At 67.4% G+C, this 17,732-nt stretch carries 18 protein-coding genes and 1 pseudogene; 15 read left to right on the top strand and 4 right to left on the bottom strand.

Annotated elements, in window-relative coordinates; translation table 11 throughout:
* Positions 1 to 34 precede the first annotated feature (34 nt).
* Entirely contained in the window at positions 35 to 1,219 is a 1,185-nt protein-coding gene (locus CYU59_RS18105; protein ID WP_293001124.1) for an FAD/NAD(P)-binding oxidoreductase, read from the top strand.
* On the opposite strand, the gene CYU59_RS18100 is transcribed toward CYU59_RS18105, so the two are convergent.
* Together CYU59_RS18100 and mftR are read right to left on the bottom strand one after the other, a co-directional pair.
* On the bottom strand, positions 1,202 to 2,260 hold the full coding sequence (locus CYU59_RS18100; RefSeq protein WP_293001122.1) for a DUF2332 family protein: 1,059 nt from the start codon (positions 2,258 to 2,260) through the stop codon (positions 1,202 to 1,204). The genes CYU59_RS18105 and CYU59_RS18100 overlap by 18 nt on opposite strands.
* Positions 2,257 to 2,856, bottom strand: a complete 600-nt coding sequence (mftR, locus tag CYU59_RS18095) for a mycofactocin system transcriptional regulator (RefSeq protein WP_293001120.1) — start codon at positions 2,854 to 2,856, stop codon at positions 2,257 to 2,259. The genes CYU59_RS18100 and mftR overlap by 4 nt, the downstream gene beginning before the upstream one ends.
* A 102-nt stretch (positions 2,857 to 2,958) precedes the next feature.
* Between mftR and mftA the strand changes: the two genes are divergently transcribed.
* From mftA to CYU59_RS18045, 10 genes are all read left to right on the top strand, one after another.
* Positions 2,959 to 3,054: a mycofactocin precursor MftA gene (gene mftA / locus CYU59_RS18090; RefSeq protein ID WP_293001117.1), complete on the top strand. Its 96-nt coding sequence runs from the start codon at positions 2,959 to 2,961 to the stop codon at positions 3,052 to 3,054.
* A 17-nt stretch (positions 3,055 to 3,071) separates the two neighbouring features.
* Positions 3,072 to 3,365, top strand: coding sequence for a mycofactocin biosynthesis chaperone MftB (mftB, locus tag CYU59_RS18085; protein ID WP_293001187.1), 294 nt, complete (start codon positions 3,072 to 3,074; stop codon positions 3,363 to 3,365).
* Entirely contained in the window at positions 3,362 to 4,534 is a 1,173-nt protein-coding gene (mftC, locus tag CYU59_RS18080; RefSeq protein WP_293001115.1) for a mycofactocin radical SAM maturase, read from the top strand. The genes mftB and mftC overlap by 4 nt, the downstream gene beginning before the upstream one ends.
* Before the next feature lie 2 nt (positions 4,535 to 4,536).
* A complete protein-coding gene (mftD, locus tag CYU59_RS18075; protein ID WP_293001113.1) occupies positions 4,537 to 5,715 on the top strand; it encodes a pre-mycofactocin synthase MftD in 1,179 nt (392 codons plus the stop codon).
* 129 nt (positions 5,716 to 5,844) lie between these two features.
* Positions 5,845 to 6,588, top strand: a complete 744-nt coding sequence (gene mftE, locus CYU59_RS18070; protein WP_293001111.1) for a mycofactocin biosynthesis peptidyl-dipeptidase MftE — start codon at positions 5,845 to 5,847, stop codon at positions 6,586 to 6,588.
* Positions 6,585 to 7,997: a mycofactocin biosynthesis glycosyltransferase MftF gene (gene mftF, locus CYU59_RS18065; protein WP_293001109.1), complete on the top strand. Its 1,413-nt coding sequence runs from the start codon at positions 6,585 to 6,587 to the stop codon at positions 7,995 to 7,997. Before mftE ends, mftF begins: the two co-directional genes overlap by 4 nt.
* A gap of 3 nt (positions 7,998 to 8,000) precedes the next feature.
* Entirely contained in the window at positions 8,001 to 9,446 is a 1,446-nt protein-coding gene (gene mftG / locus CYU59_RS18060) for a mycofactocin system GMC family oxidoreductase MftG (RefSeq protein ID WP_293001185.1), read from the top strand.
* Between the two features lie 33 nt (positions 9,447 to 9,479).
* Positions 9,480 to 10,178 carry a TetR/AcrR family transcriptional regulator gene (locus CYU59_RS18055; RefSeq protein ID WP_293001107.1) on the top strand — a complete coding sequence of 233 codons (699 nt, stop codon included), beginning with the start codon at positions 9,480 to 9,482 and terminating at the stop codon, positions 10,176 to 10,178.
* A 279-nt stretch (positions 10,179 to 10,457) separates the two neighbouring features.
* Complete coding sequence (locus CYU59_RS18050) at positions 10,458 to 12,053, top strand: carboxylesterase family protein (RefSeq protein ID WP_293001183.1); 1,596 nt, start codon at positions 10,458 to 10,460, stop codon at positions 12,051 to 12,053.
* Positions 12,050 to 12,403 carry a nuclear transport factor 2 family protein gene (locus tag CYU59_RS18045; protein ID WP_293001105.1) on the top strand — a complete coding sequence of 118 codons (354 nt, stop codon included), beginning with the start codon at positions 12,050 to 12,052 and terminating at the stop codon, positions 12,401 to 12,403. Before CYU59_RS18050 ends, CYU59_RS18045 begins: the two co-directional genes overlap by 4 nt.
* Before the next feature lie 3 nt (positions 12,404 to 12,406).
* Here the strand turns inward: CYU59_RS18045 and CYU59_RS18040 are convergent, their stop codons facing one another.
* Together CYU59_RS18040 and CYU59_RS18035 are read right to left on the bottom strand one after the other, a co-directional pair.
* On the bottom strand, positions 12,407 to 14,779 hold the full coding sequence (locus CYU59_RS18040) for a PGRS repeat-containing protein (RefSeq protein ID WP_293001103.1): 2,373 nt from the start codon (positions 14,777 to 14,779) through the stop codon (positions 12,407 to 12,409).
* A gap of 136 nt (positions 14,780 to 14,915) precedes the next feature.
* A pseudogene (locus tag CYU59_RS18035) lies at positions 14,916 to 15,402 on the bottom strand (hotdog fold domain-containing protein).
* 358 nt (positions 15,403 to 15,760) lie between these two features.
* On the opposite strand from CYU59_RS18035, the gene rpsJ reads away from it, so the two are divergent.
* The 4 genes from rpsJ to rplW are packed head-to-tail and all read left to right on the top strand — an operon-like array spanning position 15,761 to position 17,719.
* Positions 15,761 to 16,066: a 30S ribosomal protein S10 gene (rpsJ, locus tag CYU59_RS18030; protein ID WP_003873519.1), complete on the top strand. Its 306-nt coding sequence runs from the start codon at positions 15,761 to 15,763 to the stop codon at positions 16,064 to 16,066.
* Positions 16,067 to 16,080: 14 nt separating this feature from the next.
* Positions 16,081 to 16,734, top strand: a complete 654-nt coding sequence (gene rplC, locus CYU59_RS18025; RefSeq protein WP_293000927.1) for a 50S ribosomal protein L3 — start codon at positions 16,081 to 16,083, stop codon at positions 16,732 to 16,734.
* Positions 16,734 to 17,417, top strand: a complete 684-nt coding sequence (gene rplD, locus CYU59_RS18020; protein WP_293000925.1) for a 50S ribosomal protein L4 — start codon at positions 16,734 to 16,736, stop codon at positions 17,415 to 17,417. Before rplC ends, rplD begins: the two co-directional genes overlap by 1 nt.
* Positions 17,417 to 17,719 carry a 50S ribosomal protein L23 gene (gene rplW, locus CYU59_RS18015; RefSeq protein ID WP_293000923.1) on the top strand — a complete coding sequence of 101 codons (303 nt, stop codon included), beginning with the start codon at positions 17,417 to 17,419 and terminating at the stop codon, positions 17,717 to 17,719. The genes rplD and rplW overlap by 1 nt, the downstream gene beginning before the upstream one ends.
* The last annotated feature ends 13 nt before the right edge of the window (positions 17,720 to 17,732 follow it).

The following is a 17,732-nucleotide window of genomic DNA, read 5'->3' as shown; positions in this document are numbered from 1 at the left end:
ACCGTCGGTCGCCGCAATCGTGTATGAACTCCGAATGACTACTAGCTCTGGCGACAACGGAATTCTGATCGTCGGCGGAGGACTCGCCGCGATCCGGACCGCCGAGCAACTGCGCCGCTCGGAGTTCGCCGGTCCGATCACGATCGTCAGCGACGAGGTCCACCTCCCGTACGACCGCCCGCCGCTGTCCAAGGAGGTACTGCGCAGCGAGGTCGACGACGTCACTCTCAAACCGCGCGAGTTCTACGACGAGCAGAACATCACGTTGCGGCTGGGGTCGGCGGCCACCGGCATCGACACCGAGGCGCAGACCGTCACGCTCGACGACGGATCCACGCTGGGTTACGACGAACTCGTGATCGCGACCGGTCTGGTGCCCCGGCGTATTCCGGCCTTCCCCGAGTTGGACGGCATCCGGGTGCTGCGGTCGTTCGACGAAAGTCTGGCCCTGCGCAAGCACGCGTCCGAAGCGCACCGCGCGGTCGTGGTCGGAGCCGGGTTCATCGGTTGCGAAGTGGCCGCCAGCCTTCGCGGCCTCGGCGTCGATGTGGTGCTGATCGAACCGCAGCCGGCGCCGCTGGCCTCGGTGCTCGGTGAACAGATCGGCGGCCTGGTGGCCCGGTTGCACCGTGACGAAGGTGTCGACGTGCGGACCGGTGTGGGGGTGGCGGGCGTACGCGGTGACAACCACGTCGAGACCGTGGAATTGACTGACGGCACCGAGTTCAACGCCGATCTGGTCGTGGTGGGCATCGGTTCGCGGCCGGCCACCGACTGGCTCGAAGGCAGCGGCATCGAGGTCGACAACGGCATCATCTGCGACGCGGCCGGCCGAACCAGTGCGCCCAACGTATGGGCCCTCGGCGACGTCGCGTCCTGGCGCGACGCCAAGGGACATCAAGTGCGCGTAGAACATTGGAGCAACGTTGCCGATCAGGCGCGGTCCGTGGTCCCCGCCATGCTCGGCAAAGACGCACCGACCAGCGTCGTCGTCCCGTACTTCTGGAGCGATCAGTACGACGTCAAAATCCAGTGCCTCGGCGAGCCGGTGGCCACCGATACCGTGCACATCGTCGAGGACGACGGCCGCAAGTTTCTGGCCTACTACGAACGGGACGGCGCGGTGGCCGGGGTGGTCGGTGGTGGGATGCCCGGCAAGGTGATGAAGGCGCGGGCCAAAATCGCCGCCGCCGTGCCGATTTCAGAAGTCCTGGGCTAGTCGTTCCCAGACGACCGGCGGCCCGTGCGGCGAACATGCGGCCAGCAGCCGATCGTCTCCGCCGGGCCAGCAGCGGGCCTGCACCACGAACTCGACGTCGGCGTCCGGCGTCCGCCGGTGCGGCTCCAGCCTCAGATGGGCGAATGGGGCCTCGGTGGTCGCCCGTGACCCTATCGCCTCGAGTTCGGTCGAGATGGTCGACTGCTCGGGCAGCGAAAGGTATTGCCACATAATCGAATGCCACAGCACCGTGAGCGTGCCGTTGGACAGCGTCAAGCCGGCCACGGCTTCGGTGGCATTGCGGCGGTGCAACGTCGCCGGCACTTGGCGGGCGATCTCGATCGCGCCGCGCAGCCGGTCCAGCCGGGCCTGCTGATCGGGCCAGACATAGCTCAACAACGTCAATTCGCCGTCGGTGCCGGTGGCGTCCAGTGGCGAAATGTCGTAGCCGTGACGCTCGGCGATGGTCAGGTCGGCCGCGGGGGGAAGTTCGCCGCGCCAGGCGTCGTCGATGGTCACCGGTGATTCAGCCGGGCCCCATGCGCCGTCGGGGTGGCGGTAGCGAAAGTGGTCGGCACGCAAATTGAGCCCGGCGCTGCAGCCGATCTCGAAAAGCCGTACCGGGGCTGCGAAGCGGTCGGCCAACATCAGCAGCCCGCCGATCAGCGCGGCCGAGCGGCCGACCTCGTTGGTCTGCGGCGGATGGTCGAGTGCGGCGCGCAGATACTCGGCGTGCGCGGCGGCCGCCTGCACGATATCGGGCCACGCCGACTCAGCGTTCCACGCGCCGCCGGCGCTGGGATACCAGCGACGCAACGCGGGAGCGCGGCCGTCGAGCGCCAACCGGTGCAACCCGCCGAGCAGTCGCAGCGGCAAAGCCATGCGGCCAGAATCGTTTTCGTGGCCCGCGAAGATCTCGGCGAACACCCCGTCGGCTTCGACGTCGTCGGCCACCCGGGGCAAGAGCTCGCCGTACATCGCCGACCCCATGCCGGCGCACACCTGACCCTGCACCTGAATGGTCTGCAGTAGTCGGCTCATGCCTCTAGATCCTTCAGCCCGTCGCGCACCACGTCAAAGGCATCGCCCAAAGCTTGCGGTAACGAGACCGATTCGTCATCCAGCCAATGCTCGTAGGCGCTCAGCGCAACGCCGAGCATCATCCAGGCGACGGTCTGTGGTCGCAGGTCGGCGGTCTTGGCGCCGGTCCGGTGTGCGACGAAAGCGGCGATCACCTCCCGCCATCCGGCGTACATCGTCATCGAATACGCCTGCAGCTCGGCAGTTTGCAGTATCACCCGCATCCGCTGGCGGTGCCGGGCGGTCTCGGATTCGTCGAATGTGTTGAACGACAGCAGCGCTGCCCGCAGCGCGTCGTCCAGTGGCAGTCGCAAATCGACCCCGCTGAGCAGTTCGCCGAACTGTTGAAGGTGGGTGTCGAAATCGCCCCACGGAATTGCGTTCTTCGATGCGTAATACCGAAACACGCTCCGGCGGGCGATACCCGCTGCCTGCGCAACGTCGTCGACGCTGACCTCCGAGAATCCGCGGTCGGCGAACAATCTGATGGCGACGTCGGAGATGTGTTGCGGAGTGGTGGACCGGCGGCGGCCAACCCGCGGCTGCTGCTGCGCCATCGGCCCCACCCTTCCATTCCGGCACTCGATGCCATATTCTGACCGTGATTCTGACCACATCGACACGACTTGTCGAGTACCGCCCGAACGAAAGGCAACGTCATGGAGCCGCAGCAGCAGACCGACACCGAGACCGAGCTCGTCACCGAAACCCTGGTCGAAGAGGTGTCCATCGACGGGATGTGCGGGGTCTACTGACCGTGAGTGCCCCCACCATGGGGCGAGCCGAGTTCGATCTCGATCAGCCGTGGCGACTGCACCCGCAGGTCGCCGTGCGCCCGGAGTCTTTCGGAGCGCTGTTGTATCACTTCGGAACTCGCAAACTGTCGTTTCTCAAAAACCGCACCATCCTGACGGTGGTGCAATCGTTGGCCGATCATCCCGACGTCCGGGCCGCGCTTCGTGCGGCCGGCGTCGAGGATTCCCAGCAGGGTCCGTACGTGCACGCGCTCGGCGTGCTGGCCGGCTCGCAGATGCTGGTACCTGCGGAACAGGAGCAGCGCCCATGACCTCGACGGTGCCACGGCTGATCGAACAGTTCGAACACGGCCTCGACGCGCCCATCTGCCTGACCTGGGAGCTCACTTACGCGTGCAACCTGGCGTGCGTGCACTGCCTGTCGTCGTCGGGCAAGCGCGACCCGCGCGAGTTGTCCACAAGTCAGTGCAAGGACATCATCGACGAGCTGGAACGCATGCAGGTGTTCTACGTCAACATCGGCGGCGGGGAACCGACTGTGCGACCCGACTTTTGGGAGCTGGTCGACTACGCGACCGCCCATCACGTCGGGGTGAAGTTCTCCACCAACGGCGTACGGATCACCCCCGAGGTCGCGAAGCGGCTGGCCGCCAGTGACTACGTCGACGTCCAGATCTCGCTGGACGGCGCGACCGCCGAAGTCAACGACGCCGTTCGTGGGGCCGGATCGTTCGCGATGGCCGTCCGCGCCCTGGAGAACCTGGCCGCCGCCGGTTTCTCCGACGCCAAGATCTCCGTGGTGGTGACCCGCCACAACGTCGACCAGCTCGACGAATTCGCCGCGCTGGCAAGCCGTTACGGTGCGACACTGCGTATCACCCGACTGCGTCCGTCGGGTCGGGGAGCCGACGTCTGGGACGACCTGCACCCCACCGCCGACCAGCAGGTCCAGCTGTACGACTGGCTGGTCGCCAAGGGCGATCGGGTGCTCACCGGCGACTCGTTCTTCCACCTGTCCGGCTTGGGTGAGCCCGGGGCGCTGGCCGGGCTGAACATGTGCGGCGCCGGTCGGGTGGTGTGCCTGATCGACCCGGTCGGCGACGTCTACGCCTGCCCGTTCGCCATTCACGATCGCTTCCTCGCGGGAAACGTGGTGTCGGACGGGGGTTTTGACAAAGTCTGGAAAGACGCCCCGCTGTTCAACGAGTTGCGTGAGCCGCAGTCGGCGGGCGCCTGTGGCAGCTGCGGGCACTACGACAGCTGCCGTGGTGGCTGCATGGCTGCCAAGTTCTTCACCGGTCTGCCGCTCGACGGCCCCGACCCGGAGTGCGTCCAGGGCTACGGCATGCCGGCGCTGGCGCAGGACCGCGACAAGCCGAAGCCGTCCGGCGATCACTCGCGCGGTCAGCGCAAGAGCGGACCGGTGCTGCTGCAGCTGAGCATGCCGCCGCAGCGGCTGTGTAACGAGAGCCCGGTCTAGTCGTGGCCCGTGACGTCTGGTTCGAGACCGTCGCCATCGCGCAGCAGCGCGCGAAGAAGCGGCTGCCCAAATCGTCGTACTCGGCGTTGGTGGCTGCCAGTGAAAAAGGGCTGACCGTCGCCGACAACGTCGAGGCGTTCGGCGAGCTGGGCTTCGCGCCGCATGTCGTCGGTGCACTCGAGAAGCGCGATCTGTCGACAACTGTTATGGGACAAGAGATCTCGTTGCCAGTGTTGATTTCGCCGACCGGTGTCCAGGCGGTCGACCCGGACGGTGAGGTGGCGGTGGCACGTGCCGCCGCGGCGCGCGGGACGGCGATGGGATTGTCGTCGTTCGCCAGCAAGCCGGTCGAGGACGTGGTCGCCGCCAATCCGAAGCTGTTCTTCCAGGTCTACTGGTCCGGCGGCCGCGACGTGATCGCGCAGCGTGTCGAACGGGCCCGGCAGGCCGGCGCGGTCGGACTGATCGTCACCACCGACTGGTCGTTCTCCCACGGCCGGGACTGGGGCAGCCCGAAGATCCCGGAGCAGATGAACCTGCGCACCATGCTGCGGATGTCGCCGGAGGTGATCACCCGCCCAGGCTGGCTGTGGAGGTTCGGCAAGACGCTGCGGCCCCCGGACCTGCGAGTACCCAACCTGGCCGGCCGTGGTGAGACCGGTCCGCCGTTCTTCGCTGCCTACGGGGAGTGGATGACCACGCCGCCGCCGACCTGGGCGGATATCGCGTGGCTGCGCGAATTGTGGGGCGGCCCGTTCATGCTGAAGGGCGTCATGCGGCTCGACGACGCGAAAAGGGCTGTGGATGCCGGTGTTTCGGCAATCTCGGTATCGAATCACGGCGGCAACAACCTGGACGGGACGCCGGCCTCGATTCGCGCGCTTCCGGCCGTTGCCGATGCCGTCGGCGACCAGGTCGAAGTTTTGCTGGACGGCGGCATCCGGCGCGGCAGCGACGTCGTCAAGGCGCTGGCGCTGGGTGCTCGTGCCGTGATGATCGGGCGCGCCTACCTCTGGGGTCTGGCCGCCGCCGGGCAGCCCGGCGTCGAGAACGTACTCGACATCTTGCGGAGCGGGATCGACTCGGCGTTGATGGGCCTCGGGCGCGCATCGGTGCACGATCTGAATCGGGACGACGTACTGGTGCCCGACGGGTTCACCCGGACGCTCGGCGCCGTCTAGTCGCTCCCCGCACGCGAGACCAGCGGGTATGTTGGTACTGACGTGGCTGACGTGGCGTCGATGACCGGTGTTGGTGAACGCGCTTCGGGAAAAACTTCTTCGATAGCGCCAACAACCGATGCACTGCAGGTGAATTCGTCTTACCATCACCGAGTGCTAGTCCAGCCCGATCTCGGGGGCTCTACGTCGAGCCAACTGCGAAGCTTGCCGATAGGGCTGGCTGTACCGGTTGGCTCCACCGAGCAGCACGGGCCGCACCTGCCACTGGACACCGACACCAGGATCGCGAACGCCGTCACCCGCGGGGTGACGTCCAGATTGTCGGACGACCCCGACCTGTCCTGGTTGGCGGCACCGCCGATCGCATACGGCGCCAGCGGCGAGCACCAGAGCTTCCCCGGGACGATCTCCATCGGCACCGAAGCGCTGGCCACGCTGCTGGTGGAGTACGGCAGGTCGGCGACCTGCTGGGCGCAGCGCCTGGTCTTCGTCAACGGCCACGGTGGCAACATCGCCGCGCTGCGCAGCGCCGTCGCGCAACTGCGTCGCGAAGGGCGTGACGCCGGGTGGTGCCCGTGCGTGGTGGCCGGTGGTGACGCACACGCCGGACACGCTGAAACTTCCGTATTGCTACATATTTCGCCGACCGACGTGCGGACCGACCGGTGGCGGGCGGGTAACAGTGCACCACTGGCGGAGCTGCTGCCGTCGATGCGCAGCGGTGGAGTCGCCGCGGTCAGCGAAGTCGGAGTGCTGGGTGACCCGACCACCGCCACTGCCGCCGACGGCGAACGCATGCTGACCGAGATGACCGAGGACTGCCTGCGCCGGGTGCTGCGCTGGATGCCGGCAGCCAACGGGATGCTCGCATGACACCCACTCGGTTGCCGGACGGGTTTGCTGTGCAGGTCGATCGTCGGGTCCGTGTGCTCGGTCAGGGGTCGGCGCTGCTGGGCGGATCGCCGACCCGGATCCTGCGGTTGGCACCCGCCGCTCAGGACATGCTGGCCGACGGGCGGCTCAAGGTGAGCGACGCGGTGAGCGCGGAGCTGGCCAGGACGCTGCTGGACGCGACGGTGGCGCACCCGCGCCCTGCCGGCGGCCCGTCGCATCGTGACGTGACGGTGGTAATTCCGGTGCGGGACAACGCATGTGGACTACGTCGACTGGTTACAGCGTTACGTGGCCTGCGCATCGTCATCGTCGACGACGGATCGTCGACACCGGTCGGCAGTGAGGATTTCGCGGGGGCGCATCCCGAGGTCGAGATTCTGCGGCACGGCCAGAGCAGGGGCCCCGCTGCGGCGCGCAACACCGGTCTGTCCGCCTGCAAGACGGACTACGTCGCCTTTCTGGACTCCGACGTCGTCCCGCGCCGCGGCTGGCTGGAGGCACTGCTCGGCCACTTCTGCGATCCGACCGTGGCTCTGGTGGCCCCGAGGATCGTGGGTCTCGCGCAGAACGATGACCTGGTCGCCCGATACGAGGCGGTGCGCTCGTCGCTGGACCTCGGGCAGCGCGAAGCTCCGGTCATTCCCTACACCACGGTGTCCTATGTGCCGAGTGCCGCAATCATTTGTCGCGCTTCGGCTTTGCGCGATATCAACGGATTCGACGAGACTATGCGCTCCGGTGAAGACGTCGATCTGTGCTGGCGTTTGGTGGAGGCCGGTGCTCGGCTGCGTTACGAGCCAATCGCCCAAGTGGCACACGATCATCGGACCGAACTCCGCGATTGGCTGACGCGCAAGGCATTTTACGGCGGTTCGGCGGCTCCGCTCTCGGTCCGTCACCCGGACAAGATCGCGCCGATGATGATCTCCGGGTGGGCGCTGACGGCGTGGATTCTGATGGCCGTCGGTTCCAGTTTCGGTTACCTGGCCTCGCTGTTCGTTGCCGGGCTGACCGGTCGCCGAGTCGCGAAGAGCATGCATGGCACCGAGACTCAGATGTGGGATGTGGTCACGGTGGCAGCGCGCAGCCTGTGGTCGGCAGCGTTGCAGCTGGCGTCGGCGATCTGCCGGCATTACTGGCCGGTCGCGTTGCTCGCGGCGATCCTCTTCCGTCCGGTGCGGCGGGTGGTGCTGGTCGCCGCGGTTGTCGACGGGGTGGTGGACTGGATCAGCCGTCGGCAAACCGCGGACGACGACGCCCGCCCGATCGGCCTGCTGATGTACTTGGTGCTCAAGCGACTCGACGACCTGGCCTACGGCCTCGGACTCTGGTACGGCGTGCTGCGGGAACGCAACGTCGGTCCGCTCAAACCGCAGATTCGAGTCTGAGTCCTGACCGCAGCAGCGCTGCACAGCGATGTGCTGATCGTCGGCGCGGGAAGCGCTGGATCCGTTGTAGCGAGCCTGCTTTCGGCCGATCCGAGCCGCTCGGTGACGGTTCTCGAAGCCGGCGTCGGTCTGGCTGACCCGAGGTTGCACGCGGAGACGGCCAACGGGCTCCGGCTGCCGATCGGAGCGGTCAGCCCGCTGGTACAGCGGTACCAGACCCGACTGACCGACCGACCGGCCCGTCAGATGCCGATCGTGCGGGGCGCGACACTCGGTGGTTCCGGCGCCGTCAACGGCGGCTACTTCTGCCGTGCTCTGCGACGCGACTTCGACGGCTTCGGCATACCGGGTTGGGGTTGGTCGGACGTGGCCGATCACTTTCGCGCGATCGAGACCGACCTGGACTTCACCGGACCCGCCCACGGTGATTCCGGACCGATCCAGGTTCGCCGGACCAGTGAAATCATCGGCAGTACAGCACTTTTCGTCGACGCGGCTGAACGCTTCGGGCTCCCGTGGCTGCCCGACTTGAACGACGTGCCGGACGCGGGCGCACTGCCGTCCGGTATCGGCGCCGTCCCGCTCAACATCGTCGACGGTGTGCGGATCGGGCCCGGCGCCGCGTTTCTGCTGCCGGCCCTGAACCGGGCAAACCTCTCGCTGCTGACCCAGACTCGGGCGTTGCGCCTGCGGGTCTCGGGCGGACGCGCCACCGGCGTGCTTGCCGTCGGGCCGGGCGGGCCGATCACCCTGACCGCCGATCGCATTGTGCTGTGCGCCGGTGCGATCGAATCCGCCCATCTACTCATGCTTTCCGGCATCGGTGACGAGGCGATGTTGCGTGCCGTCGGTGTCGACGTGCTGGCTCCTGCTCCGGTCGGGACGGCCTGCAGCGACCACCCGGAATGGGTGCTGCCGACCACGTGGACCGTCGCCGCCGGCCGACCGGTGCTCGAGGTGGTGCTCAGTACGCCCGACGACATCGAGATCCGGCCCTACACCGGTGGCTTTGTGGCGATGGTCGGTGACGGAACGGCGGGCCATCCCGACTGGCCACACCTCGGTGTGGCGCTGATGCGCCCGCTGTCCCGCGGCCGGGTGTCGCTGGTTTCGGCCGACCCACTGGTGCCGCCGTTGATCGAGCACCGCTACGACAGCGAACCCGCCGACATCGCGGCGTTGCAAGCGGGTTGCGAGCTGGCCCGCGAAATCGCCGGTCCGACAACTGAAATCGGTGAGCCAGTCTGGTCGACCTCTCAGCACCTGTGCGGTACCGCTCCGATGGGCGGTGCCGACGACCCGTCGGCCGTCGTCGACCACCAGTGTCGATTGCGCGGGATCGACGGATTGTGGGTGATCGATGGGTCGGTCTTGCCGTCGATCACCAGCCGCGGCCCACACGCCACCATCGCGATGCTGGGGCACCGGGCTGCACAGTTCGTCGGCTGACCAGCCAAGCTCTGCACCGATGCCGACCCTGTATTGCGTACCCTTGACAGGGTCGGACACGAGGAGGTGGTCCACATCGCCGAGAAGAGCGATCCGCGCCCAGCGCGCTCCCGGGCCAGGTTGCTGGAAGCTGCCACCGCGTTACTTCGCGCCGGCGGTCCCAGCGCGGTGACCGTCGACGCGGTGACGCGCGGAGCCAATGTCGCCCGAGCGACCCTCTACCGACATTTCCCGAGCGGAAACGACTTGCTGGCAGCGGCTTTCAGCGGTCTGATACCGGCGGCGCCGATACCGTCCGCCGAAGGCATGCTGCGTGATCGACTGATCGCACTGGTGACGGATTTCGCGCAGACGATCGGTGATCGTCCGAGCATGGTGATGGCGATGAGTTGGCTGTCGCTCGGCCGTGACCTCGACCAGTTGCCGGAGTCGGACCGCCGGCGCACCGCGGACAGCCCCGCTGTCAGCACGTTGCGTGAGCGGATCGCCCAGCAGTACGCCGCGCCGTTCGACGCGATCTTCGACAGCCCGGACGCAGCGGAGTTGGGCGATATCGACCGCACCCGGGCAATTGCGCTGCTGATCGGCCCGGCGGTGCTCGGCAGGCTTTCCACCCTGCCTGACTTCGATTACCGCGACGCCGCGCAGGCCGCCGTGGACGGCTTCCTCCATGTGCAGCGGACGCAGCAGGAAGCGCGCGAGAAAGCTCCGAGCGACTCGGCCGGTGCGTGAGATCCGCCGCCGACCGCTCGTGAATTGCTATTCAGGTCAACAGATTTCGGCAGGGTTAGCGCCCGGGTGGCAGGCTGCTCAACCCGGACCGACGTCGAGCTGGACCCGGCTCAGTCGCCGTCTTGTCGGCCGAGTTCGGTCGCCAAGCTTTTGAACACGTGTCAGACACTGGCTCCGTGATCGCGGAATAGTCGATGACCGGATTCCCGGTAATCCGTAGGCTGTTATTTCGTGCCCATCCGAACGCCGCGCCGCCGACGAGCGTGGGCCGTCGTGCTGATGACGGCCCTGCTCGCGGTGGCGTGCGGTCAGGACGCCGTCGTCAAGCCCCGGAAGGCCGAACCGGCCTACGCGGGCCCGTTGGACGCCGGGGTGGTGGGTACCGCGCTCGGATCGATCCGCGGCCAGGTCGCCCCGGATTACCGTCTGTTCCAGAGCATTCCGTACGCGGCGCCGCCGGTGGGGCCGTTGCGGTGGCAACTGCCACGGCCGGCGGCGCGCTGGCCGGGCATGCTGGATGCCACCAAAGCCGGGCCGCAATGCATGCAGGACACCGGACTCAAGCCGGGGGTCGGCAAACCGACCAGTGAAAACTGCCTCACCCTCAACGTCTGGACACCACCGCGTGCCCAGCACGGCGAGAAGCGTCCGGTGATGGTGTGGATTCACGGGGGAGGGTTCGTCAACGGCAGCGGCGACATCTACCACTCGCGCTGGCTGGCAGCCAAAGGCCACATCATCGTGGTCACGCTCAACTACCGCCTGGGTGCGCTCGGCTTCTTGGCCCACCCTGCGCTCGGAGCGCCCGGGACGGTCGGCAACTACGGCCTGGCCGACCAGCAGGCCGGGCTGCGCTGGGTTCACGACAACATCGCCGCTTTCGGCGGCGATCCGAAGAAAGTGACGATCGCCGGTGAATCCGCGGGCGGAATGTCGGTCTGCGACCACCTGGTCGCGCCGGGGTCGGCAGGTCTGTTCCGCGCGGCGATCATTCAGAGCGCGCCGTGCCAGGCGCAGACCGGCCTGGAGTTCGGGCAGAAGCAGAGTGTGAACTACGCCTTCGCGGCCGGTTGTCGCAATCCCGCTACGACCGCGCGGTGCCTGCGTGGCCTACCGGCGACCCGACTCGAACATCCGCCTTGGTACTTCTTCCTCGGTGACTCCGACGCGCTCTCCGGCCCGGTCACCGGAACGCCTGCGCTGCCGGACAATCCGGTCGTGAGTATCGCCGCCGGCCGCGCCGCCCACGTTCCGGTATTGCTCGGCGTCAACCACGACGAGTTCACCCTGTTCGCAGCACTCCGGGCGGACCGACTCCGCCGGGGCGTCAGCGCCGCCGAATATCCGCGCACGCTCAGCGACATCTTCGGCGCCGACGGTGCGGCGGTGTTGGCGCATTACCCGGCGGACCACTACGGTGGCGACCTGTCGCTGGCCTACTCGGCGGCGGCAACCGACGGTGTATTCGCTTGTGTCGCAGACAGAATGGCCGACTCACTGAGTCGCAATTCGCCGGTCTACGCCTACGAGTTCGACGATCCGCACGCCCCCGCGCCCGACTTCCTGCGGCACGCGCCGTTCCCGGTGGGCGCCAGCCATTCGCTGGAACTGAGGTATCTGTTCAGCATGGGCGGCGCCCCGCCGTTGAATCACGCGCAACAAATCCTGTCCGACCAGATGATGAGCTACTGGAGCCAGTTCGTCATCAACGGGGCACCGAAGGCGGCCGGTCTGCCCGACTGGCCGGCCCAGGACGGTACTTCCGAGCACAGCAATGTCTGGATGTCGTTGCGGCCCGGCGGAAGTCAGGTCAGCCTCGACTTCGAGGCCGAACACCAGTGTCCGTTCTGGGCGACGCTGAAAGGCGCGCAGTGAGCACACCCGAGCCGGCCGGTTTCGCCGAAGATTGGGCTGCAGCCTGGAACCGTCACGACGTCGAGGCGGTGCTCGCGCACTTTCACGACGACGTGGTGTTCACCTCGCCGATCGCGGCCGAAATTGTCCGTGGCTCAGGGGGAGTGGTGTCCGGTAAGTCGGCGCTGCGCGAATACTGGTGTACCGCACTGCAAGCCGTGCCCGACCTGCACTTCGACATCCTAGGCGTGTACGCGGGTGTGTCGACCCTCGTCCTCCACTATCGCAACCAACGCGGCGGCATGGTTAACGAGGTGCTCGAGTTCGACGGTGCCTTGGTGCGGCGCGGCCACGGGACGTACCTGGCCTGAGGTTTACGGGTGGTTTGCGCCGTTCGTGCCGATCGCCGTCTGCCCATCTGCGTTCGCCCCACCGATCGCGCTTACGCTGCCTGCCGTGCCGTTGCCGCCGGTCTGACCGGACCCCGTGCCGCTGCCACCGTCGCCACCAGTAGCGGTGGCCCCGCTCGCGGAGCTCCCCGTGCCCGTCGCGGAAATCGTTCCATTTCCGCCCATTCCGCCGTCGGCCCCCCCGTTCATTCCTGCGCCGCCATCGCCGCCTTGGACTGTGCCGCTGGCGACGGCGTTACTTCCGTCGGCAGCGATGAACGAAGAACCGCCACTGCCGCCGATCGAAAACCTGCCGCTCGAATCACCGCCGTCACCGCCGGTCGCCGAGCCGCTCGCTGTGCCACCCTGACCCGTTTCGCTGCTGATGATGGAGGCGCTTCCGCCGTTGCCGCCGTCCGAGAAGCCAGAGTCCGTACCGACGGCGTTGCCGCCGTCGCCTCCGGTCGCCTCGCCGTAGGACAGGCCGTCGGGTCCCGCACTGATTTCGCCCCTGCCGCCGTCACCGCCCATGGCGGAGTCGGTGGCGGAGCCGCCGTTACCGCCGATCGCGATGGCGTCGTGACCGACTCCGTCGACGGCGCCTCCGTTCCCGACGCCGATGACGCCGGCCCCGCCGAAGCCGCCATCGCCTCCGAAGCCGATGCCCGCACCGCCATCCCCTCCGCGAGCGATGCCGCCGCTGATGCTGCCGCCCTCGTTCTGGACCTGAGCGAAACCGCCCATGCCTCCGATGCCACCGCCGAAGCTGCTGCTCGCGCTACTGCTACCCGAACCGCCGTCCCCGCCAATCGCGGTTGCTCCGCTGGTAGTGCCGGAGTTGATCGATGAGATCGCTGCGGAGCCGCCGTCCCCGCCGCTTCCTCCGTCCCCGCCGCCTCCGATGCCATCGCCGCCCTCGCCTCCGGTGGCGGTTCCGCTCGATGTCGCGCCGGAGTACGCCACGATCGAGGCAAAGCCACCGTCGCCGCCGCTGCCGTGGCCGGTTGAATCGCCCCCGTTGCCGCCGCTACTGATTCCGCTTGCTGTGCCGCCACTGCCCGTGAATGTGCTGTCACCCCCGTGGATTACGGCGTTTCCGCCGTCACCGCCGTTGCCGCCGGTCGCTATGCCGCCGTCACCTCCGTCGCCACCAGTCGCTGTACCGGTTGCCGAGCTGTTTGCGTCCGCTGTGATGTAGGCGTTGCCGCCATGGCCGCCGTACGCACCGGACTCGCCGTTGATGCCGCCAGTGCCCGCTCCGCCGCTGCCGCCGTCGCCTCCGGTAGCGGCACCGCTGGCCGAGTCGCCTTGAATCTGTGCCCCGCCGCCGCCACCCCCGCCGCCGCCGCCGTGGCCGGGTCCGGTGAAGTCGCTTGTCCCGCCAACTCCGCCGGCACCACCGTGACCGGCGACCGCCCCGCTGCCGTCGCTCAATCCGTCAGTCCCGGCGCCGCCATGGCCACCGTCGCCGGCCTCGCCCAGTAGGGACACGTTCGACCCGCCGGTGCCGCCGATTCCTCCGTCACCGCCCGCGCCGCCACTCAAGCTGTTGTCGAAATCGCCGCTGGCTCCGCTGCCACCGACACCCCCATCGCCGCCGATGCCGAAGACATATCCGGTGGCGTCACCGCCGTCGCCGCCGAGTCCCCCGACGCCAAAACCGCTGAAGTCGAAGACCCCGTCGCCGCCGGCGCCGCCGATGCCACCGATGCCCTGTGCGGTCGCACCGCCGTCACCACCGTTCGCGCCGAGGCCGCCGTCGCCGCCCATCCCGCCGTCACCGAAATAGGCCGCGCCACCGTCGCCGCCATCCATCCCGGCGATGGTGCTGTCCCAGCCGTCCCCGCCGTCGCCGAACCACAGGCCGCCGGCGGTGCCGTCGGGGGCTGCCTCGATACCTTCGGTGCCGTTGCCGATCAGGAGTTGTCCGTACAGCTCGTTGAGGTTCTCGTCGAAGGTGACGGTGCTAGGCCCGAGGAATGAGGTCCCGTCGATCCACTGCTGCTGGAACGTGTGGATCGGTTCGTAGACGAACTGTGCGTAAAGATGAGCGAAGTCCATTGAGTTCGAAGCCGCGGCGCTGGAGGCGTCGATGCTCGCGGCCGCATCGAAGGCGGAGTCGAGGTTGGCCACCCAACTGGTCCAGTCGGCGCCCAGCACGGGGTCGAGGCTGGCCAGGGAGTTGATGATCGGGTCGATGATCGCGTCCAGGCCGTCGGCGTGTGCCGGTGGACTGCTGGCCAGCGGCGCCATGCCGAACGCCAGCACGGCTCCGGCACTAGAACTCCAGCCGATCAGCCGGCGACCGAAACCGGCCCGTGCCTGCGGCTTGACGAACCAGCTGCGTCCATCGATCATGCCCGCCCCCTAATCAGCTTTTTCTTACGCTTTTCTCCTGTAAATCACAGGAAACTCAGCTCAGACGCTAACGGGATGCCCAGCGCGGCGATACAGGGATTTCCCTCGCATTCGGGGGAAATGTGAGCAGGGCGGGTTACCGGGCCGGCGTAACCCAGGTGGTGATGTCGGCGTGCACGACCTCGACCCCGCTGCGGTCGGTGATGCTGACCGGCACGACGAGGTCCCATCCTTTTTGGCCCTCGCGCATCGCGGCGAAGTCGGGCGGGTCGAGCTCGGCGCGGGCCAGCAGTGACGTGGTGGCCTTGCCGAGGTACTGGACGTTCATCGCCTTCGGTATCCATCGGTGACTGCGGGGGCCCCGTGGCCTCCATCAGCATCCCCATCGCCACCTCGGCCGCGTTGCACGACGCGATGGCGTGCACGGTGTGTAGGTGGTTGTAGACGAAGAACCACTTGGGGACCCGCACTTCGGCCAGGCCCGGTTCCATCGTGACCACGTGCGGCAGTACCGAGGCGAAGTACGGAACGCGCGCCATCGCCGCCAGCGAAAACAACCGACTGCCGCCGGGTGTACCGGATAGTCGCTGCCAAGCGGCATATGTGCTGGTCGAGCCCGTCATATCGGGACACCTTACTCTGGAGTAAGAAGCTTCCGGCGAGCGATCGGGCGGCAGTGCGGGTGCCTGGTCGCGGGGATTTGGCCTGCACCGGGTTCTGGGGCATACTGTTCGGGTTGCCTTGAGCCAGGTTCGCGCCTGGCTGGGCATACGACCAGCGCCCACACGGGCGCATCCGGTCCCAATCTGGAGCGTGACCAATTTCGGTCGCGGCCCGGGCTGCGTGAGGGCGACACACCCGACCGCGGGGGCCGGTGAACCAAGACAGGTAAACAGCGGCGCAACAACCGGGCGCGTCCAATCGTCTGAGGCGATTGGGGCCCGGCAGGAAACCGGGTCTCGACCTGGAGAGTGAGGAAGCGTGGCGGGACAGAAGATCCGCATCAGGCTCAAGGCCTACGACCACGAGGCCATTGACGCCTCGGCGCGCAAGATCGTCGAGACGGTTGTCCGTACGGGCGCCAGTGTGGTTGGCCCAGTGCCGCTGCCGACTGAGAAGAACGTGTACTGCGTTATCCGCTCACCGCACAAGTACAAAGACTCGCGGGAGCACTTCGAGATGCGCACTCACAAGCGCCTGATCGACATCCTTGACCCAACCCCGAAAACCGTTGACGCGCTGATGCGCATCGATCTGCCTGCCAGCGTCGACGTCAACATCCAGTAGGAGAGCTGCGAGCAATGGCGAGAAAGGGCATTCTGGGCACCAAGCTCGGTATGACGCAGGTGTTCGACGAGAACAACCGCGTCGTCCCCGTGACGGTGGTCAAAGCCGGGCCGAACGTGGTGACCCGCATCCGTACCCCGGAGGTCGACGGGTACAGCGCGGTGCAGCTGGCTTACGGCGAAATCAGTCCACGCAAGATCAACAAGCCGTTGGCAGGCCAGTACGCCGCCGCCGGTGTCAACCCGCGTCGGCACCTGGCCGAGTTTCGTCTCGAGGACGAGGCGGCCGCTTCCGACTACGAGGTGGGCCAGGAGCTGACGGCCGAGATCTTCGCTGCCGGAACGTATGTCGACGTGACCGGCACGTCGAAGGGTAAAGGTTTCGCGGGCACCATGAAGCGGCACGGCTTCAAGGGTCAGGGCGCCAGCCACGGCGCCCAGGCGGTCCACCGCCGGCCCGGATCCATCGGCGGTTGCGCCACTCCCGCGCGTGTCTTCAAGGGCACTCGGATGGCCGGCCGGATGGGTAGCGACCGGGTGACCACCCAGAACCTGTTGGTGCACTTGGTCGATGCCGAGAACGGCGTGTTGCTGATCAAGGGCGCCGTGCCTGGCCGCACCGGCGGACTCGTCGTGGTCCGCAGCGCGATCAAACGAGGTGAGAAGTAATGGCTACTGACGAGTCGGCAAAAGCCGCCAAGGGCCTGACGATCGACGTTCAGACGCCCGCCGGTAAGAAGGAAGGCTCGGTCGAGCTACCAGCCGAGCTGTTCGACGCGCCTGCCAACATCGCGCTGCTGCACCAGGTCGTCACGGCCCAGCTGGCCGCGAGGCGCCAGGGGACGCACGCGACCAAGACCCGCGGCGAGGTTCGCGGTGGTGGACGGAAGCCGTACCGGCAGAAGGGCACCGGTCGCGCGCGGCAGGGCTCGACGCGTGCGCCGCAGTTCACCGGCGGTGGTGTGGTGCACGGTCCGCAGCCGCGTGATTACAGCCAGCGCACCCCGAAGAAGATGATCGCCGCAGCACTACGTGGCGCGTTGTCGGACCGGGCGCGCAACGGCCGCATCCACGCGATCACCGAGCTGGTGTCGGGTCAGACGCCGTCGACCAAGAGCGCCAAGGTTTTCCTGGCCTCGCTGACTGACCGCACGCAGGTGCTGGTGGTCATCGGTCGCAGCGACGAGGCCGGCGCCAAGAGTGTGCGCAACCTTCCGGGTGTGCACATCCTCTCGCCGGACCAGCTCAACACCTACGACGTGCTGCGCGCCGACGACGTGGTGTTCTCGGTGGAGGCGCTCAACGCCTTCATCACCGCGAACACTCGTGGCGCCGAGGAGGTTTCGGTCTGATGGCAACCGTCACTGACCCCCGCGACATCATCCTGGCCCCGGTCATCTCGGAGAAGTCCTACGGCCTGATCGATGACAACGTGTACACGTTCCTGGTCCACCCCGACTCGAACAAGACACAGATCAAGATCGCGGTCGAGAAAATCTTCTCGGTCAAGGTGGCCGCGGTGAACACTGCGAACCGCCAGGGCAAGCGCAAGCGCACCCGCAGTGGATTCGGACAACGGAAAAGCACCAAGCGCGCCATCGTGACGTTGGCGCCTGGCAGCAAGCCGATCGAGTTGTTCGGCGTGACGGCGTAGCCGCCGAATAGCC

Source organism: Mycobacterium sp. (assembly GCF_002863225.1).
Classification (GTDB): Bacteria; Actinomycetota; Actinomycetes; order Mycobacteriales; family Mycobacteriaceae; genus Mycobacterium.
Note: the sequence above shows the minus strand (reverse complement) of the source record. Positions and strands in the feature narration are given on the sequence as shown.

What these genes read in the sequence shown, in the direction of transcription:
- CYU59_RS18105 (WP_293001124.1), top strand. Translation starts at nt 35, where the DNA reads ATGACTACTAGCTCTGGCGACAACGGAATTCTGATCGTCGGCGGAGGA.
- CYU59_RS18100 (WP_293001122.1), bottom strand. Translation starts at nt 2,260, where the DNA reads ATGAGCCGACTACTGCAGACCATTCAGGTGCAGGGTCAGGTGTGCGCC.
- mftR (WP_293001120.1), bottom strand. Translation starts at nt 2,856, where the DNA reads ATGGCGCAGCAGCAGCCGCGGGTTGGCCGCCGCCGGTCCACCACTCCG.
- mftA (WP_293001117.1), top strand. Translation starts at nt 2,959, where the DNA reads ATGGAGCCGCAGCAGCAGACCGACACCGAGACCGAGCTCGTCACCGAA.
- mftB (WP_293001187.1), top strand. Translation starts at nt 3,072, where the DNA reads ATGGGGCGAGCCGAGTTCGATCTCGATCAGCCGTGGCGACTGCACCCG.
- mftC (WP_293001115.1), top strand. Translation starts at nt 3,362, where the DNA reads ATGACCTCGACGGTGCCACGGCTGATCGAACAGTTCGAACACGGCCTC.
- mftF (WP_293001109.1), top strand. Translation starts at nt 6,585, where the DNA reads ATGACACCCACTCGGTTGCCGGACGGGTTTGCTGTGCAGGTCGATCGT.
- CYU59_RS18050 (WP_293001183.1), top strand. Translation starts at nt 10,458, where the DNA reads ATGACGGCCCTGCTCGCGGTGGCGTGCGGTCAGGACGCCGTCGTCAAG.
- CYU59_RS18040 (WP_293001103.1), bottom strand. Translation starts at nt 14,779, where the DNA reads ATGATCGATGGACGCAGCTGGTTCGTCAAGCCGCAGGCACGGGCCGGT.
- rplC (WP_293000927.1), top strand. Translation starts at nt 16,081, where the DNA reads ATGGCGAGAAAGGGCATTCTGGGCACCAAGCTCGGTATGACGCAGGTG.
- rplD (WP_293000925.1), top strand. Translation starts at nt 16,734, where the DNA reads ATGGCTACTGACGAGTCGGCAAAAGCCGCCAAGGGCCTGACGATCGAC.
- rplW (WP_293000923.1), top strand. Translation starts at nt 17,417, where the DNA reads ATGGCAACCGTCACTGACCCCCGCGACATCATCCTGGCCCCGGTCATC.